Below are 16,323 nucleotides of genomic sequence, written 5' to 3'. Positions count from 1 at the left end.
ACATGGACGGGGCTCTGAGACGCAGCGCGGACGCGACCGCGGAGCTGGTGCGCGCGCTGCGCACCGGCCTCCCCGCGCTGGCCGGGCTCGTCCCGCTGGCGGCCGTCCTGGCGCTGCTTCCGATCGCCCTGCCCTCGCTTCCGTCGGCCGTGAAGCCGCTGCGGGCGCTGGCGAGCGCGGAGCGGCGCCGCGCCGGCCGCGTCCTGGGGCGCGAGATCCCCGAGCCGTACCCGCCATCCCGTGGGGAGGGCCTGGCCGAGGCGCGCCGGCTGCTGCGGTCGCCGTCCACCTGGCGGGACGTGGCCTGGCTGGCGCTCCACGGCGTCACCGCCCTCGGGACGGCGATGATCGCGGTGGGGATCTGGCCGTCGATCCCGTTCACGCTGTCGCTGCCCCTGTGGTGGTGGGCGGCGCCGGAGGGCTCCCAGTCGGCGTTCATCACGCTGGACAGCTGGCCGAAGGCGCTGACGATGCCCTTCCTCCAGGGCGCCTTCGATCTCGCCGTCCTGCTGTGGCTGGTGCCGCGGCTCGTCCGCTGGCAGGCGCGGCTCGCCGAGGCCCTGCTGTCCCCGACCCGCCGCACGAGCCTCGCCGAGCGGGTCGAGGAGCTGACCGAGACCCGCGCCGAGGCCCTGGAGGCGCACGGCGCCGAGCTGCGCCGCATCGAGCGCGACCTGCACGACGGCACGCAGGCCCAGCTCGTCGCCGCCGCGTTGCGGCTCGGGCTCGCCGACCGCCGCTTCGACGGCGACCCGGAGGCCGCGCGGGCGCTGTTCCTGGAGGCCCGGGAGGGCATCGAGGAGGCGCTCACCCAGCTGCGGACGGTGATCCGCGGCATCTACCCGCCGATCCTGTCCGACCGGGGCCTGGCCGGGGCGCTGCGCGCGCTCGCCGCCGGGCAGCCGATCCCCGTCGAGATGGACGTCGAGGACGGCCGGGCGCCCGCCGCCGTCGAGGCCGCCGCCTACTTCGTCGTGGCCGAGGCCCTCACCAACATCGCCAAGCACAGCGGCGCCCGGTACGGCCGGGTCGCGGTCCGCCGCGAACCCGGCCGGCTGACGATCAGCGTGCGGGATGATGGCAAGGGCGGGGCCGACCCGGACCGCGGCAGCGGCCTCGCGGGCATCCGCCGCCGGGTGGCGGCGCTCGACGGGACGACCCGCCTCGACAGCCCCGACGGGGAAGGGACGACGCTCGAGGTGGAGCTGCCGTGCGGATCGTGATCGCGGAGGACAACGCCCTGCTCCGCGAGGGCCTCGTCATGCTGCTCGAATCCGACGGCCACGAGGTCGTCGCGGCCGCCGCCACCGGGCAGGACGTGCTGCCCGCGCTGCTGGAGCACCGCCCGGACGCCGCCGTCCTCGACGTCCGGCTCCCGCCCGGGTTCCGGGACGAGGGGCTGCGCGCGGCGATCGAGGCCCGCAAGAGGCTGCCGGACCTGCCGGTCCTGGTCCTGTCGCAGTACGTCGAGGAGACCTACGCCGCCGAGCTGCTCGCGGGCGGCGCCGGCGGCGTCGGATACCTTCTCAAGGACCGCGTCAGCCGCGTCGACGAGTTCCTGGACGCCCTGTCCCGCGTCGCCGCGGGCGGCACCGCCCTCGACCCCGAGGTCGTCTCCCAGCTGATGACGTCGCGCCACGACCCCCTCCAGGCGCTCACCCCGCGCGAGCACGAGGTGCTCGGTCTGATGGCGCAGGGCCTCGGCAACGCCACGATCGCGACCACCCTCGTCATCACCGAGCGGTCGGTCAGCAAGCACATCGGCGCGATCTTCGCCAAGCTCGGGCTGCCGCCGTCCGACAGCGGGCACCGCCGCGTCCTCGCGGTCCTCGCCTACCTGAACCCATGAGGGTCCGCCGGGCCGTCCGCGCCCTCCTCCTGGACGGCGACGCGCTGGTGCTGCTGCGCCGCACCCGTCCGGACCGTCCCGTCTACTGGACGACGCCGGGCGGCAAGATCGAGCCCACCGACGCGAGCCCGGAGGCCGCCCTGCGCCGGGAGCTGGACGAGGAGCTCGGTGCGACCGCGGGGCCGCTCCGCCAGGTGTTCGCGTGCGGCGAGCAGAGCCCCGAAGTGCACCGCCTGAACACCTTCTACGTGTGCCGCCTGGAGACGATGGACCTGTCCCGCAGGCACGGCCCCGAGTTCGACGACCCGGCCAAGGGCCGCTACGACGTCGACCTCGTCCCGTGCACGCCCGCCGGTCTCGCGGAGATCGACCTCATCCCCGAGACCCTCGCCGTCTACCTGAGCGAGTACGCGGACGACCTGCCCGGCCTCCTTCCCTAGCTGGGGCGGGCGGCCAGCGCGACCAGGTCGGCCAGCTCCGGGATCGGGATCGGGGTGTCGTGCAGGCGGCTCGTCGCGATCCGCAGGTGCGGCGCGGACGGGACGACCTGGTAGCGGCTGCCCGGCGCGGCGGCGACACCGTGCGCGGCCAGCGTGACCAGGGCGCCGGACTCGTCCGCGACGGGAACCCACAGCATCAGGCCGTCGCGGTTGCCGGTCGCGACGCCGCGTTCGGCGAGCGCGGAGGCCAGCGCGTCGCGGCGCTCGGCGTAGGTGCGGCGGGCATGGGCGACGACCTCGCGGGTGGCCGCGTCGGCCAGCAGGTACGCCAGGGCGTCCTGCAGGATGCGGCTCGTCCAGCCGGTGCCGAAGCTGCGCAGCACCCGGACCCGCTCGACCGGCTCGGCCGCGCCGCCGATCACGGCGATGCGCAGGTCGGGCCCGTGCGACTTGGAGTACGAGCGGACGAGGACGGTGCGCTCCGGCAGGTGCGTCCCGACGCTGACGGCGGGGGAGGCGGACACCTCGCCGGTGCCGTCGTCCTCGATCACGAGCGTGGTGACGCGGGCGAGGAGCGCGGCGAGGTCGGCGGCGCGGCCGGCGGTCAGCGCGTGCCCGCGGGGGGTGTGCGCGCGCGGCTGGTAGACGAACGCCGCGGGCCTGGACGCGAGGGCCTCGGCGAGGGAGTCCGGCACGGGGCCCTCGGCGTCGCAGGCGACCGGGACGATCTCCGCTCCCTGCGCCTCCAGGATGTCCAGCAGGCGGGCGCCGGTCGGGTCCTCGACGGCGATCCGGTCACCGGGGACGGCGACCGTCTGGCAGAGGAGCTGGACGCCCTCGTAGCCGCCTCCGGCGGTCAGCAGGCCGGGTGCGGGGAACGGCCAGCCGGGCTCGACCGCCGCGCGCAGCGCGGGCGTGATCGTCTCGCGGGTGTAGTCGTTCAGGTTCGCGGTGCGCGCCCCGGCGGCGAGCGCCGCGTCGAGGGGCGGCAGCAGGGCCGGGTCGGGCGCGGCGACGGCGAGGTCGATCGCGAGCCGGGTGCCGAACTCGCCGATCCGCTCGTACCGGGCCGGATGCGGGACGTTGGGCGGGCCGATCACCACCGTGCCGCGGCGCCGCTGCGCGCTGACGACGCGGTGCCGGCGCAGCGTCGTCCAGGCGTCGGCGACGGTGCCGGGGCTGACCCCGAGCTCGGCCGCGAGGCCCCGGACGGTCGGCAGCCGGGTGCCCGCCGGGATCTCCCCGCTGCGGATCAGGCTCGTCAGCGCGGCGGCGATGCCCCGGGCCGTCCGGTCGCCGATGCGCTCGGCCAGCCATGGCGCGTCGATCACGAACCCCTCCGCCAAGTTTTGTGCAGTAACAAAAGCCCCATTGTACTGGCTACAAACAGACCCTAGAGTCGGGACGCGTCGCCCCCGAGGCGCCTTCGAAACCCCTCCCACATGCGGAAATGGAGCGTCGTGCCGATTCCACGGATACGCCTGGCGGTGCGGGACTGGGACCATGTCGTCCCGCTGCTGACCGGCCGGGCGCGCGCCCGCGGGGCGGCCCTGGAGATCGAGACCCGGGACATCACCCCCGACGTCCTCGCCGAGCCGGGCCTGCACGGCGGCGAGACGTCCTTCAGCCGGTACGCCCTCGGCCGCGCCGGCGGCGACGACCGCCTCGTCGGCCTGCCGGTCTTCCTGATGCGCGGCTTCCGGCAGCGCTGCGTGCTGGTCCGCCGGGACAGCCCGCTCACCTCGCCGCGGGAGCTCGCGGGCGCGACGATCGGCCTCACCGGCTGGCCCGACTCCGGCAACACCTGGACGCGGGCGCTGCTGCGGGCCGAGGGCGTCGACCTGTCCGCCGTCCAGTGGCGGATCGGACCCCTGACGACCGGCGAGACCGGCAAGGACCGCGTCGGCCCCCGCCCGCTGCCCGGCAACGCACGGGTCGCGGAGACCGCCCTCGTCGACGGGCTCGCCGACGGGACGTTCGACGCGATCTTCACGCCGTTCATGCCGCCGGAGATGTTTACCGCCCGCGGCCGGTTCCGCCACCTGTACGGGGACTACCGCGGCGCCGAGGCGGCGTACTTCGGTCGGACGGGCTTCGTCCCCGGGATCCACCTCCTCGCCCTCAAACGCGAGGTCGTGGACGAGCACCCCTGGCTCCCCGAATCGCTCCAGGACGCGTTCGAGGAGTCCAAGCGGATGTGGCTGGAGCGCCGGCGGCTGCTCGCCGACACCACGCCCTGGCTCCTGGACGAGCTGGAGCAGCAGGCGCGGATCTTCGGTCCCGACTGGATGCCCTACGGGACCGCGGCCAACGCCGCCATGACCTCCGCGTTCTGCGCGGAACTGCACGAGCAGGGCATCGCGCCCCGCCCGATCAAGGCCGAGGAGCTCTTCGGATGAGGATCGCCGTGGGCCAGTTCGCCTCCACCGAGGACTGGCAGACCAATCTCAAGACCTGCATGGGGCTGATCGACGAGGCGGTCGAGGGCGGGGCGGATCTGCTGGTCCTCCCCGAGGACTCCCTCGCCCTGTTCATCGACGAGCCGGAGCGGATCGCCGGGGCGGCGCAGCCGCTGGACGGCCCGTTCGTGACCGGCCTGCGCGCCCACACCGAGGGTTCGCGGACGACGGTCGTCGCCGGCGTCCACGAACCGGCCGGGGACGGCAAGGTCTTCAACACCCTCGTCGCCGTCCGGGACGGCGAGCTGGCCGCCGTCTACCGCAAGGTGCACCTGTACGACGCGTTCGGGGCGCGCGAGTCGGACCGGGTGACGCCCGGCGACGGCGAGCCCGTCGTCCTCGACTGCGCCGGCTGGCGCGTCGGACTCATGACCTGCTACGACGTACGATTCCCGGAGATGGCCAGGCTGCTGGTCGACGCGGGAGCGCAGGTGCTCGCCGTGCCGGCGGCCTGGGTGCGCGGCCCCGCCAAGGAATGGCACTGGCAGGTCATGGTGACCGCCCGCGCGCTGGAGAACACCTGCTACGTCGCGGCCTCCGGCGAGTGCGGCCGCCGCAACATCGGATCGAGCATGGTCGTCGACCCGCTCGGCATCGTCCGCGACCGGCTGGGCGAGCGTCCCGGCCTGCTCTGGGCCATCGCCGACCGGGACGAGCTCGCCGACGCCCGCGGCCGGCTGCCCGTGCTCGCCAACCGCCGGTTCCGCGTCGACCCGTCCATCCGTCCCGTAGAGGAGTCCGCATGAGACGCGCCATCGCCGCCCTGTCCGCGGCGGCCCTGCTCGCGGGGACCGCCGGGTGCGGGGCGAACCCGCCGGAGGCGGAGGGCATCCTGAACGGCAAGTCGTCGCAGGGCGTCGACGAGGCCCAGCTCCGCCAGACCCTCGACCGCGGGCTGCACGACCGGCTGCCCGCGAAGACCAAGGCGTCGGGCAGGCTGGTGTCGGTCAACAACGGGTCGTTCCCGCCCTACGAGATCGCGGGTTCGGACGGGCGGTCGCTGAGCGGCGCGTCCGCCGACCTGACGACGGCGCTGAGCCAGCTGCTCGGCGTCAAGATCGAGCACGTCACCGTGGACGGGCTGCCCAGCCTGCTCACCGGGATCAAGGCCGGCCGGTACGACTTCGCGATGGGCCCGGTCGGCGACTTCCCCGAGCGCGAGGCCGCCAACGACTTCGTCGACTGGGTCCGCGAGTTCGTCGTGTTCGCCGTCCTGAAGGGCAACCCCAAGCACATCAACTCGATCACCGACACGTGCGGGACGAAGATCTCCGTGATGGCGGGCGGCTCGGCCGAGGACGTCGTCAAGAAGCAGTCCGCCAAGTGCGTCCAGGAGGGCAAGCCCGCCGTGGAGGTGCAGTCCTACAAGGACCAGCCGACCGCGATCCTCGCGGTCCGGTCGCACCGGGCCGACGGGTTCTTCTCCTCGCAGGCGCCGCTCAGCTACTTCGTCAAGCAGTCGGGCGACGACCTCGAACTGGCCGGGACCGGCAAGCCCAACGGGTTCGACGACCTGTACCAGGGCTCGGTGGTCGCCAAGGACTCGCCGCTACGGGACGTTCTCCTCGAAGGGTTCCGCAAGCTCATCGAGAACGGCACCTACAAGAAGGTCATGACCAAGTGGGGCCTGGCCTCCAACATGCTGGACAAGCCGGGCGTGAACCTGGCGCCCAGAGAGGGGTGAACCGGACGTGACCCTGACCAAGGAGCAGTCCCGCGACACCGTCGCCGACGTCGACGTGGCGGGCGCCGCCCACGTCCGGCACCCACTGCGGTGGGTCGCCTCGCTCGTCGTGCTCGTCCTGGCCGTCCAGTTCGCGCACCTGCTGTGGACCAACGACAACTTTCAGTGGGACGTCGTCGGCCGCTACATGAACGCCTCGATCATCGGCGACGGCATCGCCATCACGATCGAGCTGACCGTCATCGCGATGGCGGTCGGGATCGCGGGCGGTGTCCTGCTCGCGGTCGGGCGGCTGTCCGACAACCCGCTCCTGCGCACCGCCTGCGGCCTGTACGTGTGGTTCTTCCGCGGCGTGCCCGTCCTCGTGCAGCTCGTCATCTGGTACAACCTGTCGGCGCTCATGCCGCGGCTTTCGGTCGGCATCCCGTTCGGGCCGGAGTTCCTGCACGGCGACACCAACCACCTCATCACCCCGCTGATCGCGGCCATCCTCGGCCTCGGCCTGAACGAGGCCGCCTACATGGCGGAGATCATCCGCGGTGGCCTGCTGGCCGTCGACCCCGGCCAGACCGAGGCGGCGCAGGCGCTCGGCATGGGCGGCGCCCGCACCTTCCGGCGGATCGTGCTGCCGCAGGCGATGCGGTTCATCATCCCGCCGACCGGCAGCCAGGTGATCAACATGCTGAAGGCCACCTCGCTGGTCAGCGTGATCGCGCTGGCCGACCTGCTCTACACCGTCCAGTCGATCTACAACCGGACGTTCCAGACCATCCCGCTGCTGCTCGTCGCCTGCCTCTGGTACCTGGTGATCACCTCGATCCTGTACGTCGGGCAGTCGTTCATCGAGCACCACTACTCGCGCGGCGCGACCCGCAACGCCCGGCAGGGCTTCTGGGACTTCGTCCTGATGCGGCGCCGCCGCCCCGCCCCGGAGGTGTCGCCGTGACCGCCGCTGTGAAGGAGTCCGTGCCGATGGTGCGGGCGCGCAACGTCCGCAAGAAGTTCGGGCACCTGGAGGTGCTGAAGGGCGTCGACCTCGACGTGAGCCCCGGCGAGGTCGTGGTGGTGCTCGGGCCGTCCGGGTCGGGCAAGTCGACGTTCCTGCGCTGCGTGAACCACCTGGAGACCATCGACGGGGGCTCCGTCCACGTCGACGGCGAGCTGATCGGCTTCACCGCCGCCGGCGGCAGGGTCCGGCACCTGCGCAAGCGCGCCATCACCCGGCAGCGCCGCGAGATCGGCATGGTGTTCCAGCAGTTCAACCTGTTCCCGCACCTGACCGTGCTGCAGAACGTGATCGAGGCGCCCACCGGCGTGCGCGGCGAGCCTCGCGCCGAGGCCCGGGCGCGGGCCGGCGAGCTGCTCGCCAAGGTCGGCCTCGCCGACAAGTCGGGCAGCTACCCCCGGCACCTGTCCGGCGGCCAGCAGCAGCGCGTCGCGATCGCCCGCGCCCTCGCCATGCGGCCGAAGCTGATGCTGTTCGACGAGCCGACCTCGGCGCTGGATCCCGAGCTGGTCGGGGACGTCCTGGACACCATGAAGACCCTCGCCGAGGAGGGCCTCACCATGATCGTCGTCACGCACGAGATCGGCTTCGCCCGCGAGGTCGCCGACCGCGTCGTCTTCATGGACGGCGGCGTGATCGTCGAGTCGGGCCGTCCCTCCGACATCCTGGACAACCCCACCAACGAGCGGACGAAGGCGTTTCTGAGCAAGGTCCTCTAGGCCCTGACCGGGACCGGACCTTGCCAGGACCGCTGGCATATGTCAGCTTTGCGGGGCCTCTGTGATCAAGGAGCCCCGATGCCGCGCACCGCATCGCCGGTGGCGGGAGCCGCCCTGGCCGCCGCCCTGCTGATCCCCGTCGCCCTCCTGACCCCAGGTGCAGCGTCCGCCGCGACCGTCGGCGGACGAGGCATGTCCGCGACGATCCGCTACACCGAGTACGGCATCCCGCACATCACCGCCAAGGACTATGCCGGTCTCGGGTACGGCACCGGGTACGCGGCGGCGAAGGACAACGCGTGCCTCATCGCGCAGGGCGTCGTCACCCTGCGCGGGGAACGCTCCAGGTACTTCGGGCCCTCGGAGCGGCCGGACGGGTCGCTGTCCTCGGCGTCCACCAACCTGGCCAGCGACGCGTTCTTCACCGCCGTCAACGACAGCGGGATCGTCGAGCGGCTGGCGGCGGCGCCCGCCCCGTACGGACCCACCGAGGACGTGCGGCGGCTCAGCCGGGGCTGGGCGGCGGGCTTCAACCGGTTCCTGCGCGAGGGCGAGATCACCGACCCGGCCTGCAAGGGAGCCCGGTGGCTGCGGCCGGTCACCGAAAAGGACGTCTACCGCCGCGGCTACGCGCTGGCGATGCTCGGCGGCTCGGGCATGGTGACCGACCAGATCACCAGGGCCGAGCCGCCCGCGGAGAACGCGGTGAAGCCCTCGACGCAGCCGCCTGAGAAGGCCGCCGAGGGGGCCCGGAACCTCATGGCGGACGCCGGCATGGGCAGCAACGCCATCGCCGTGGGCGGCGGCGCCACGGCGAACGGCCGGGGCCTCCTCCTCGGCAACCCGCACTATCCCTGGCACAACGGGCGCCGCTTCTGGCAGACGCACCAGACGATCCCCGGCGAGCTGGACGTGAGCGGCGGCGCCCTCCTCGGCGCGCCCTCGGTCAACATCGGCCACACCTCGACGTTCGCCTGGAGCCACACCGTCGCGACGGGCGTCCCCTTCACGCTCACCGAACTGCGCCTGGTACCGGGCGACCCGACGTCCTACCTCGTCGACGGCAAGAGGGAGAAGATGACCCGGCAACGGGTCACCGTCCAGGCCAAGCAGCCCGACGGTTCGCTCAAGCCCGTCACCACCACGCAGTGGCGCACGCGGTACGGACCGATCGTCACGTCCGTGTCGTCCATCGACCTGCCCTGGACGACCTGGAACGCCTACGCGATCACAGATCCGAACGCCACGAACCTGCGCCTCGCCAACACCTCGCTCGCGCTGGGCAAGGCGCGCACCACCGATGACGCCGTCCGCGCGCTGAAGGGGACCCAGGGGCTGCCGTGGGTGAACACCATCGCCGCCGACTCGCGCGGCAAGGCGCTCTTCGCCCAGATCCAGGTCCTGCCGAACGTCACCGACGAGTTCGCGGACCGCTGCAACACCCTGCTCGGCCACCTGACCTTCCGGCAGGGCGGCCTGGCGATCCTGGACGGGACCAGATCGTCCTGCGCCCCCGGCAGGGCCCCGGGCACCGTCCAGCCGGGCATCCTCGACCCCGGCCGCTACCCGGTGCTGACCCGCGCCGACTACGTCACCAACTCCAACGACAGCTACTGGCTGTCGAATCCGGGCGAACCGCTCACCGGCTACGACCGGATCATCGGCGACGAGAAGGCCGCCCGCTCGCTCCGCACCCGCAGCGGCCTGGTCGCCGTCCGGGACCAGCTCGCCGAGGGCCGCTTCACGCGCGCCGATATGCAGAGCCTCGTCTTCGCCGACCGGAACCACGCGGGCGAGCTCGCGGCGTCCGGCACGGTGGCCATGTGCCGCGACATGCGCCTCGGCGAGCCGTGCGACATCCTCGCCAAGTGGGACGGGACGGCCGACGCCGGCAGCCGCGGAGCCATGCTCTTCGACCGCTACTGGCGCAGGGCCACCGACGCCTGGGACCTGTGGAAGACCCCCTTCGACGCGTCCGACCCGGTCGGCACGCCCCGCGACTTCAACACCGGTTCCTGGGCGGCGCGCAAGGCCCTCCTGGACGCCGTCGCCGAGCTGAAGTCGTCCGGCATGCCGCTCGACGCTCCGCTGGGCGACCACCAGTACGTCGTCCGCAACGGTGAGCGGATCCCGCTCGGCGGCGGCACGGAGGACCTCGGCATCCTCAACAAGATCGAGGCGCCGTGGACGCCGGGGAAGGGCTACACCGAGGTCACGACCGGCTCCAGCTACGTCCAGGTCGTCTCCTTCGACGGCGACGCCTGCCCCGACACCCGGACGCTGCTGACCTACTCCCAGTCGGCCGACCCCACCTCCCCGCACTACGCCGACCAGACCCGCCTGTTCTCAAGGAAGGCATGGGTGACCGAACGCTTCTGCGCCGATGAGATCAGCAAGGCTCCCGGGCTGGACGTCATCGGTCTCAGCGGGAACTGAGCCGGCCGAGACCGTCGAGAAGGCAGTTCAGCCCCTCGGTGAACGCGGCGTCCCAGCCGTCGTCGTTGAGATGGCCGTGTTCGGCGAGGCTCGGATACAGCTCGCGGTTGCGGGCGAGGTACTCTGCGGCGCCCTGCTCCCCGCCGGCGTCCTGACCGCGGGCGCCGACCTCCATCAGCGCTGAGCCGATGACGTAGTTGGCCACCGAGTACGCGGCGGTGGCCAGGCGCGCGCCGCTCAGCCCCAGGCCGGCGAGCCTCGCGTAGAGGAAGTCGGTCCGGGCGAGGACGTTCGGGCCGAGGAGCGGGCGCCCGCCGAGGACCGCCGCCGACCACGGATGGCCGAGCATCGCGCGCCGCCAGCCCGACATCAGCGCGACCACATCGGCGCGCCAGTCCGGTCCCGGCGCGGGGACGGGGACGTCGCCGAAGACGGCGTCGAGCGCCAGTTCCACCACGTCGTCCTTGGTCTCGACGTGCCAGTACAGGGTGGTCGACCCGGTGTTCAGGCGTTCGGCGAGCCGGCGCATCGTCAGCCGTCCGGCGCCCTCCTCGTCCAGCAGCGCCACGGCCTCGGCGACGATGCGCTCCCGCGTCAGCGGCGGCGCCTCCCGCCGGGGACGGCCTTCGCGCAACCACACGCTCTCGTTCACGGACCCAGGGTAGTACATTGGACGAGTACCGGATCAATGATTTGGTTATCGAACACTGTGCGAGGGAGGTCCCGTGGGGCATGTCGAAGTGGGCCGCCTGACCTACGCGCTGCCCGACGGGCGCCTCCTGCTGGACGACGTCTCCTTCCGCGTCGGTGAGGGCGCCAAGGCGGCGCTCGTCGGCCCGAACGGCGCGGGGAAGACGACGCTCCTGCGCTTGATCGCGGGGGACGTCCGGCCCTCGGACGGGTCCGTGACCCGCACCGGCGGCCTGGGCGTGATGCGCCAGTTCATCGGCGGTATCCGCGATGACCGCACCGTCGGCGAGCTGCTGCTCTCGGTCGCGCCCGAACGCGTGCGGACCGCGGCGGACGAGCTGGCGCGGGCCGAGCGGGACGTGGGGGACGACGAGCGCAGCCAGTTCGCCTACGCGGAGGCCATCACCGCCTACACGGACGCGGGCGGATACGACATCGAGGTCGTCTGGGACACCTGCACGACGGCCGCGCTGGGGCTGCCGTTCGACGAGGTGAAGGCCCGCGGAGTGACCACCCTCTCCGGCGGCGAGCAGAAGCGCCTGGTCCTGGAGGCGCTGCTGCGCGGCCCGGACGAGGTGCTCCTCCTGGACGAGCCCGACAACTACCTCGACGTGCCGGGCAAGGAGTGGCTGGCCGGGAGACTGCGCGCCACGGGGAAGACCGTCCTGCTGGTGTCCCATGACCGGTGGCTGCTCGCCGAGACGGCCGACCGCATCGTCACCGTGGAGCCGCGCGACGTCTGGGTGCACGGCGGTGGATTCGCGGGCTACGCCCAGGCGCGCCGTGAACGCACCGAACGCCTCCACGAACTGCGCCGCCGCTGGGACGAGGAACATGCTCGTCTCAAGCGGCTCGTCCATACGCTCCGGCAGCGTGCGACCAACAACGACGCGCTCGCCTCGTCCTACCAGGCCGCCCGCACCCGGCTGCAACGGTTTGAAGAGGCAGGACCCCCGCAGAGCGCCCCGAAGGAACAGAACGTGAGGATCCGCCTGAAGGGCGGGCGCACGGGCAAACGAGCGGTCGTCTGCGACTCGCTCGCACTGGCCGAGCTGACGCGGCCCTTCGACACGGAGATCTGGTACGGCGAACGCGTCGCGGTACTGGGATCGAACGGCTCGGGCAAATCGACGTTCCTGCGCCTCCTCGCAGGAGAGCCCGTCCCGCACAGCGGCGCCTTCCACCTGGGCGCCCGCGTGGTGCCCGGCCACTTCGTCCAGACCCACACGCGCCCCGACCTGCGCGGACGCACACCCGCGGACATCGTCATGGCGGAGAAGGCGCTCACCCGCAACGACGCGATGGCGGCGCTCGCCCGCTACGAGCTGGCCCCCGCCGGCGCCCGCGCGTTCGAGACGCTCTCGGGAGGCCAGCAGGCCCGGCTCCAGATCCTGCTGCTGGAACTGTCCGGCGCGACGCTGCTGCTGCTGGACGAGCCCACCGACAACCTCGACCTCGCCAGCGCCGAGGCACTCCAGGAGGGCCTGGCGTCCTATTCGGGGACCGTCCTCGCCGTCACCCACGACCGCTGGTTCGCCGCGGACTTCGACCGCTACCTGATCTTCACGTCGGCCGGCCTTGTCCTGGAGTCCGCCGCCCCGCTCTGGACGGAGCCATGACCGGGCCGTGATAGCCCGGGGCGGGACGGGTATTTGATCATTCCGGCGGCGGGCGGGAGGCTGCGGGGGGATGGGGAGGGGTGCGGCAATGGACGACTGGCCGGGAAGCGGGCTCACCGATGAGGAACTGGACGTCGCCTACAACGTGCGGCGGAAGGCGGGCCCCGAGCTGTTCGAGAGGCACATGGCGCGGTATCGCGAGATGTCCGAGCAGGCGGTCGAAGGGCTTCCCGGGCATCGGGGGATCGTCTACGACGAGGCCAGCGGCGAGCGTCTCGACGTGTGGGGAGTCGGTGACGAACCGCGTCCCGTGTTCGTGTTCCTGCACGGCGGCTACTGGATGGCGCTGTCGCGGGACGTCTCGTCGTTCATGGCGCGGACGCTTTACGAGCAGGGCGTCGCGACGGTCGTGCCCGACTACACGCTCGCGCCGGCGGCGACGCTGGAGGAGATCGTCCGGCAGGTGCGGGCGTCCATCGCCTGGGTCCACCGCCACGGGCGCGAGCACGGGCTCGACCCGCGGCGGATCGTGGTCGGGGGCAGTTCGGCGGGCGGGCACCTCACCGGCATGGCGATGGTCGGCGGCTGGCAGGCGCCGCTCGGGCTGCCCGAGGACGTCGTGAAGGCCGCCATGCCGATCAGCGGGCTGTTCGACATCCGGCCGATCACCCGCGTCTACGTCAACGAGCACGTCCGGCTCGACCTAAAACGGGCGGCGGCGCTCAGCCCGGCGCTGCTGCCGGCGCGCTACCGGTGCCCGGCCGTCGTCGTGGCCGCCGAGCACGACGGGGACGGCTTCCTGGCGCAGTCGCGGCTGTTCCATCCGCGCTGGGACGCCGGCGACCTGATGATCGTGCCGGGGCGCGACCACTTCGACGTGGTCCTCGACCTGGCCGACGCCGCGTCCATGCCGGGCAAGGCGCTCATCGACCTGGTTCGCGCCGTGTGATCGCGGCGGCCTCGCGCCGCAGGTGGTCGAGCATGAGCCGGGCGGACGGGGTCGGCGCCCGGTGCGCGGGCAGCGTGACCCCCACCTGGCGGCGGACGGTCTCCAGCGGCACCGGGAGCGGCGCGATGTCGGCGTCGGTGCGGGCGACGAGCTCGGGGAGCGCGGCGATCATGTCGGTGTCGCGGACCAGCGTCCGGACGGTCAGGACCGACGTGCACTCGACCAGGTTCCCGGGCAGTTCGAGGCCCTCGGCGCGGAACACCTGCTCCAGCTCGGTGCGCAGCGCCGTCTGCTCGAGGGGCAGCACCCACGGGTAGGCGAGCAGGTCGGCGAGGCCCGGCTCCGGGAGGGACCGGGCCGGATGGCCGCGGCGGGCGACGAGGCGGACCGGCTCGCCGTAGAGGGTGATCTGGCGCAGGCCGCGCAGGTCGTCGATCGGATTGAGGCGGCCGAGGATGAGGTCGATCTCGCCGTCCAGCAGGCGCGGCACCTGGGCGTCGAACGTGGCCTCCTGGACGATGACGGTGATGCCCGGCCTGTCCTGCTTCAACGCCGCGATCGCCCGGGGGAGCAGGACGTTGGAGCCGGCCAGCAGCGTGCCGATGGCGACGGTGCCGACCGCGCCGTCCGCGAGCCCGGTGATGCGCTCGCCGGCGCGGCGCAACTCGGCCAGGACGGCGCGGGCGTGCTCGACGAACGCGTCGCCGAACATCGTGGGCGTCACCCCGCGCGGGCCGCGCGTGAACAGGTCGACGCCGAGAATGCCCTCGACCTCGCGCAGGCTCCGCGTCACCGCGGGCTGCGCCAGGTGCAGGTGCTCCGCGGCCCGCAGCACGCTTCCCTGGTCGGCGATGGCGACCACGAGGACGAGGTGCCGCAGCTTCAGCCGCCCGTTGAGCAGATCGATCGCGCGCATGCCGCCTTACTATCACGAGTTCGTGATAGCTCCCAGGTTGTTTGGTATTTGCCAGGCATAGCCGGGCGGGCAGAGGATCGGGGGTGCCGGAGCATCGGGGAGGAGCTGGGATGAAGGCCGAGCACTACATCGGCGGGGTGTTCCGTTCGGACGGGCCGGCCTTCCCGCTCGTCGCGCCGGTGGACGGCACCGAGCTGGGCTCCGTCCCCGAGGCGACGCGGGAGGTCGTCGACGACGCGGTGGCCGCCGCGCGGGCCGCGCTGAAGGGCGCGTGGGGATCGGCGGGGACCGGCGGCCGGGCCGCCGCGCTGCGGCGGATCGCCGACGGCGTCCAGGAGCGGTTCGAGGAGTTCGTCGACGCCGAGGTCGCCGACACCGGCAAGCCGCGGGACCTCGCCTCGACCGTCGACGTCCCGCGGGCGATCGGGAACTTCCGCGCGTACGCCGACCTGCTGTACGGGCGCCCCGAACGGGCGTACACGACCCAGGTCCCCGGGTGGAGCGGCGGAACGGGCGAGGCGCTCAACTACACCGTCCGCAAGCCGCTCGGCGTGGTCGCGGTCATCTCGCCGTGGAACCTCCCCCTGCTCCTGCTCACCTGGAAGGTCGCGCCGGCGCTCGCGGCCGGGAACGCCGTCGTCGCCAAGCCGTCCGAGGAGACCCCGTCCACCGCGACCCTCCTCGCACGGGTCATCGACGAGGCCGGGCTCCCGGACGGCGCGTTCAACCTGGTGCACGGGCACGGCGCGGGCGCGGCGGGCGAGTTCCTCACCGGCCATCCCGGCGTGGACGCGATCGCGTTCACCGGCGAGTCGGCCACCGGCGCCGCGATCATGCGCAACGCCGCGGACCACGTCACGCCCGTCTCGTTCGAGCTCGGCGGCAAGAACCCGGCGCTCGTCTTCGCCGACGCCGATCTCGACGCGGCCCTGGAGGGAACGGTCCGCTCGTCCTTCACCCACTCCGGCCAGATCTGCCTCTGCACCGAGCGCGTCTACGTCGAACGGCCCGTCTTCGAGGAGTTCGCCGCAAGGCTCGGTGAGCGTGCCCGGGCGCTGGACGGCTACGGGCCGATGATCTCGGCGGAGCACCGGGACAAGGTCCTGTCGTACTACCGGCTCGCCCGCGAGGAGGGCGCCACGGTCGTCGCGGGCGGCGGCGTGCCGGAGTTCGGCGACGCCCGCGACGGCGGCTTCCACGTCGAGCCGACCGTCCTCACCGGGCTCCCCGAGACGGCCCGCACGGTGAAGGAGGAGATCTTCGGCCCGGTCTGCCACCTCGCGCCGTTCGACGCCGAGGAGGAGGCCCTCGCGCTCGCCAACGACAGCGCGTACGGGCTCGCGTCCACGGTGTGGACACGGGACCTGTCGAGGGCGCACCGGGTATCCCCGCGCCTCGAAACGGGCATCGTCTGGGTGAACTGCTGGAACCTGCGAGACCTGCGCACGCCGTTCGGCGGTGTCAAGGCGTCCGGGATCGGCAGAGAAGGCGGAGAGTACTCCCTGGACTTCTTCTCCGAACCCGTCAACATCTGCGTCCAGATCTGAGAGCGAGCC

At 72.7% G+C, this 16,323-nt stretch carries 15 protein-coding genes; 12 read left to right on the top strand and 3 right to left on the bottom strand.

Features of this window, described 5'->3' with window-relative positions:
* Positions 1-2 precede the first annotated feature (2 nt).
* From BM339_RS41845 to BM339_RS41835, 3 genes are read left to right on the top strand one after another with little or no spacing between them, the layout of a single operon-like run.
* Positions 3-1,223 (top strand): sensor histidine kinase, encoded by a 1,221-nt coding sequence (locus BM339_RS41845; protein WP_075024439.1) that lies wholly within the window; start codon positions 3-5, stop codon positions 1,221-1,223.
* Entirely contained in the window at positions 1,211-1,849 is a 639-nt protein-coding gene (locus BM339_RS41840) for a response regulator transcription factor (RefSeq protein WP_075024438.1), read from the top strand. Before BM339_RS41845 ends, BM339_RS41840 begins: the two co-directional genes overlap by 13 nt.
* Positions 1,846-2,289: an NUDIX domain-containing protein gene (locus tag BM339_RS41835; RefSeq protein ID WP_075024437.1), complete on the top strand. Its 444-nt coding sequence runs from the start codon at positions 1,846-1,848 to the stop codon at positions 2,287-2,289. The genes BM339_RS41840 and BM339_RS41835 overlap by 4 nt, the downstream gene beginning before the upstream one ends.
* Here the strand turns inward: BM339_RS41835 and BM339_RS41830 are convergent.
* A complete protein-coding gene (locus BM339_RS41830) occupies positions 2,286-3,620 on the bottom strand; it encodes an aminotransferase class I/II-fold pyridoxal phosphate-dependent enzyme (protein WP_218163898.1) in 1,335 nt (444 codons plus the stop codon). The two genes, BM339_RS41835 and BM339_RS41830, sit on opposite strands and share 4 nt — an antisense overlap.
* 129 nt (positions 3,621-3,749) lie before the next feature.
* Here BM339_RS41830 and BM339_RS41825 point away from each other — a divergent pair, with 129 nt between their 5' ends.
* The 6 genes from BM339_RS41825 (at position 3,750) to BM339_RS41800 (ending at position 10,593) form a co-directional block, all read left to right on the top strand.
* Positions 3,750-4,688, top strand: a complete 939-nt coding sequence (locus tag BM339_RS41825) for a substrate-binding domain-containing protein (RefSeq protein ID WP_177287905.1) — start codon at positions 3,750-3,752, stop codon at positions 4,686-4,688.
* Positions 4,685-5,494: a nitrilase-related carbon-nitrogen hydrolase gene (locus BM339_RS41820; RefSeq protein ID WP_021595026.1), complete on the top strand. Its 810-nt coding sequence runs from the start codon at positions 4,685-4,687 to the stop codon at positions 5,492-5,494. Before BM339_RS41825 ends, BM339_RS41820 begins: the two co-directional genes overlap by 4 nt.
* Positions 5,491-6,432, top strand: a complete 942-nt coding sequence (locus tag BM339_RS41815) for an ABC transporter substrate-binding protein (protein WP_075024435.1) — start codon at positions 5,491-5,493, stop codon at positions 6,430-6,432. The genes BM339_RS41820 and BM339_RS41815 overlap by 4 nt, the downstream gene beginning before the upstream one ends.
* A gap of 7 nt (positions 6,433-6,439) precedes the next feature.
* A complete protein-coding gene (locus tag BM339_RS41810; protein ID WP_021595024.1) occupies positions 6,440-7,378 on the top strand; it encodes an amino acid ABC transporter permease in 939 nt (312 codons plus the stop codon).
* A 26-nt stretch (positions 7,379-7,404) separates the two neighbouring features.
* Positions 7,405-8,157, top strand: a complete 753-nt coding sequence (locus BM339_RS41805) for an amino acid ABC transporter ATP-binding protein (protein ID WP_033332065.1) — start codon at positions 7,405-7,407, stop codon at positions 8,155-8,157.
* A 78-nt stretch (positions 8,158-8,235) separates the two neighbouring features.
* Positions 8,236-10,593, top strand: coding sequence for a penicillin acylase family protein (locus BM339_RS41800; RefSeq protein ID WP_075024434.1), 2,358 nt, complete (start codon positions 8,236-8,238; stop codon positions 10,591-10,593).
* Here the strand turns inward: BM339_RS41800 and BM339_RS41795 are convergent.
* Positions 10,580-11,245 (bottom strand): TetR/AcrR family transcriptional regulator, encoded by a 666-nt coding sequence (locus BM339_RS41795; protein WP_256255779.1) that lies wholly within the window; start codon positions 11,243-11,245, stop codon positions 10,580-10,582. The two genes, BM339_RS41800 and BM339_RS41795, sit on opposite strands and share 14 nt — an antisense overlap.
* A 73-nt stretch (positions 11,246-11,318) precedes the next feature.
* Here BM339_RS41795 and BM339_RS41790 point away from each other — a divergent pair, with 73 nt between their 5' ends.
* Positions 11,319-12,902, top strand: a complete 1,584-nt coding sequence (locus tag BM339_RS41790; protein ID WP_075024432.1) for an ABC-F family ATP-binding cassette domain-containing protein — start codon at positions 11,319-11,321, stop codon at positions 12,900-12,902.
* 88 nt (positions 12,903-12,990) lie between these two features.
* Positions 12,991-13,851 (top strand): alpha/beta hydrolase, encoded by an 861-nt coding sequence (locus BM339_RS41785; RefSeq protein WP_075024431.1) that lies wholly within the window; start codon positions 12,991-12,993, stop codon positions 13,849-13,851.
* On the opposite strand, the gene BM339_RS41780 is transcribed toward BM339_RS41785, so the two are convergent.
* Positions 13,826-14,767: a LysR substrate-binding domain-containing protein gene (locus BM339_RS41780; protein WP_021595018.1), complete on the bottom strand. Its 942-nt coding sequence runs from the start codon at positions 14,765-14,767 to the stop codon at positions 13,826-13,828. The genes BM339_RS41785 and BM339_RS41780 overlap by 26 nt on opposite strands.
* Before the next feature lie 110 nt (positions 14,768-14,877).
* Here BM339_RS41780 and BM339_RS41775 point away from each other — a divergent pair, with 110 nt between their 5' ends.
* Positions 14,878-16,314 carry a 2-hydroxymuconic semialdehyde dehydrogenase gene (locus tag BM339_RS41775; protein WP_083598474.1) on the top strand — a complete coding sequence of 479 codons (1,437 nt, stop codon included), beginning with the start codon at positions 14,878-14,880 and terminating at the stop codon, positions 16,312-16,314.
* Positions 16,315-16,323: the final 9 nt, after the last annotated feature.

Origin of the sequence: Actinomadura madurae, from assembly GCF_900115095.1 — a bacterium.
Lineage (GTDB): Bacteria > Actinomycetota > Actinomycetes > Streptosporangiales > Streptosporangiaceae > Spirillospora > Spirillospora madurae.
This window is presented reverse-complemented; position numbering and strand designations above follow the sequence as displayed.

Coding starts and splice junctions, on each gene's coding strand:
- BM339_RS41820 (WP_021595026.1), top strand. CDS start 4,685: ATGAGGATCGCCGTGGGCCAGTTCGCCTCCACCGAGGACTGGCAGACC.
- BM339_RS41845 (WP_075024439.1), top strand. CDS start 3: ATGGACGGGGCTCTGAGACGCAGCGCGGACGCGACCGCGGAGCTGGTG.
- BM339_RS41835 (WP_075024437.1), top strand. CDS start 1,846: ATGAGGGTCCGCCGGGCCGTCCGCGCCCTCCTCCTGGACGGCGACGCG.
- BM339_RS41785 (WP_075024431.1), top strand. CDS start 12,991: ATGGACGACTGGCCGGGAAGCGGGCTCACCGATGAGGAACTGGACGTC.
- BM339_RS41800 (WP_075024434.1), top strand. CDS start 8,236: ATGCCGCGCACCGCATCGCCGGTGGCGGGAGCCGCCCTGGCCGCCGCC.
- BM339_RS41805 (WP_033332065.1), top strand. CDS start 7,405: ATGGTGCGGGCGCGCAACGTCCGCAAGAAGTTCGGGCACCTGGAGGTG.
- BM339_RS41775 (WP_083598474.1), top strand. CDS start 14,878: ATGAAGGCCGAGCACTACATCGGCGGGGTGTTCCGTTCGGACGGGCCG.
- BM339_RS41780 (WP_021595018.1), bottom strand. CDS start 14,767: ATGCGCGCGATCGATCTGCTCAACGGGCGGCTGAAGCTGCGGCACCTC.
- BM339_RS41815 (WP_075024435.1), top strand. CDS start 5,491: ATGAGACGCGCCATCGCCGCCCTGTCCGCGGCGGCCCTGCTCGCGGGG.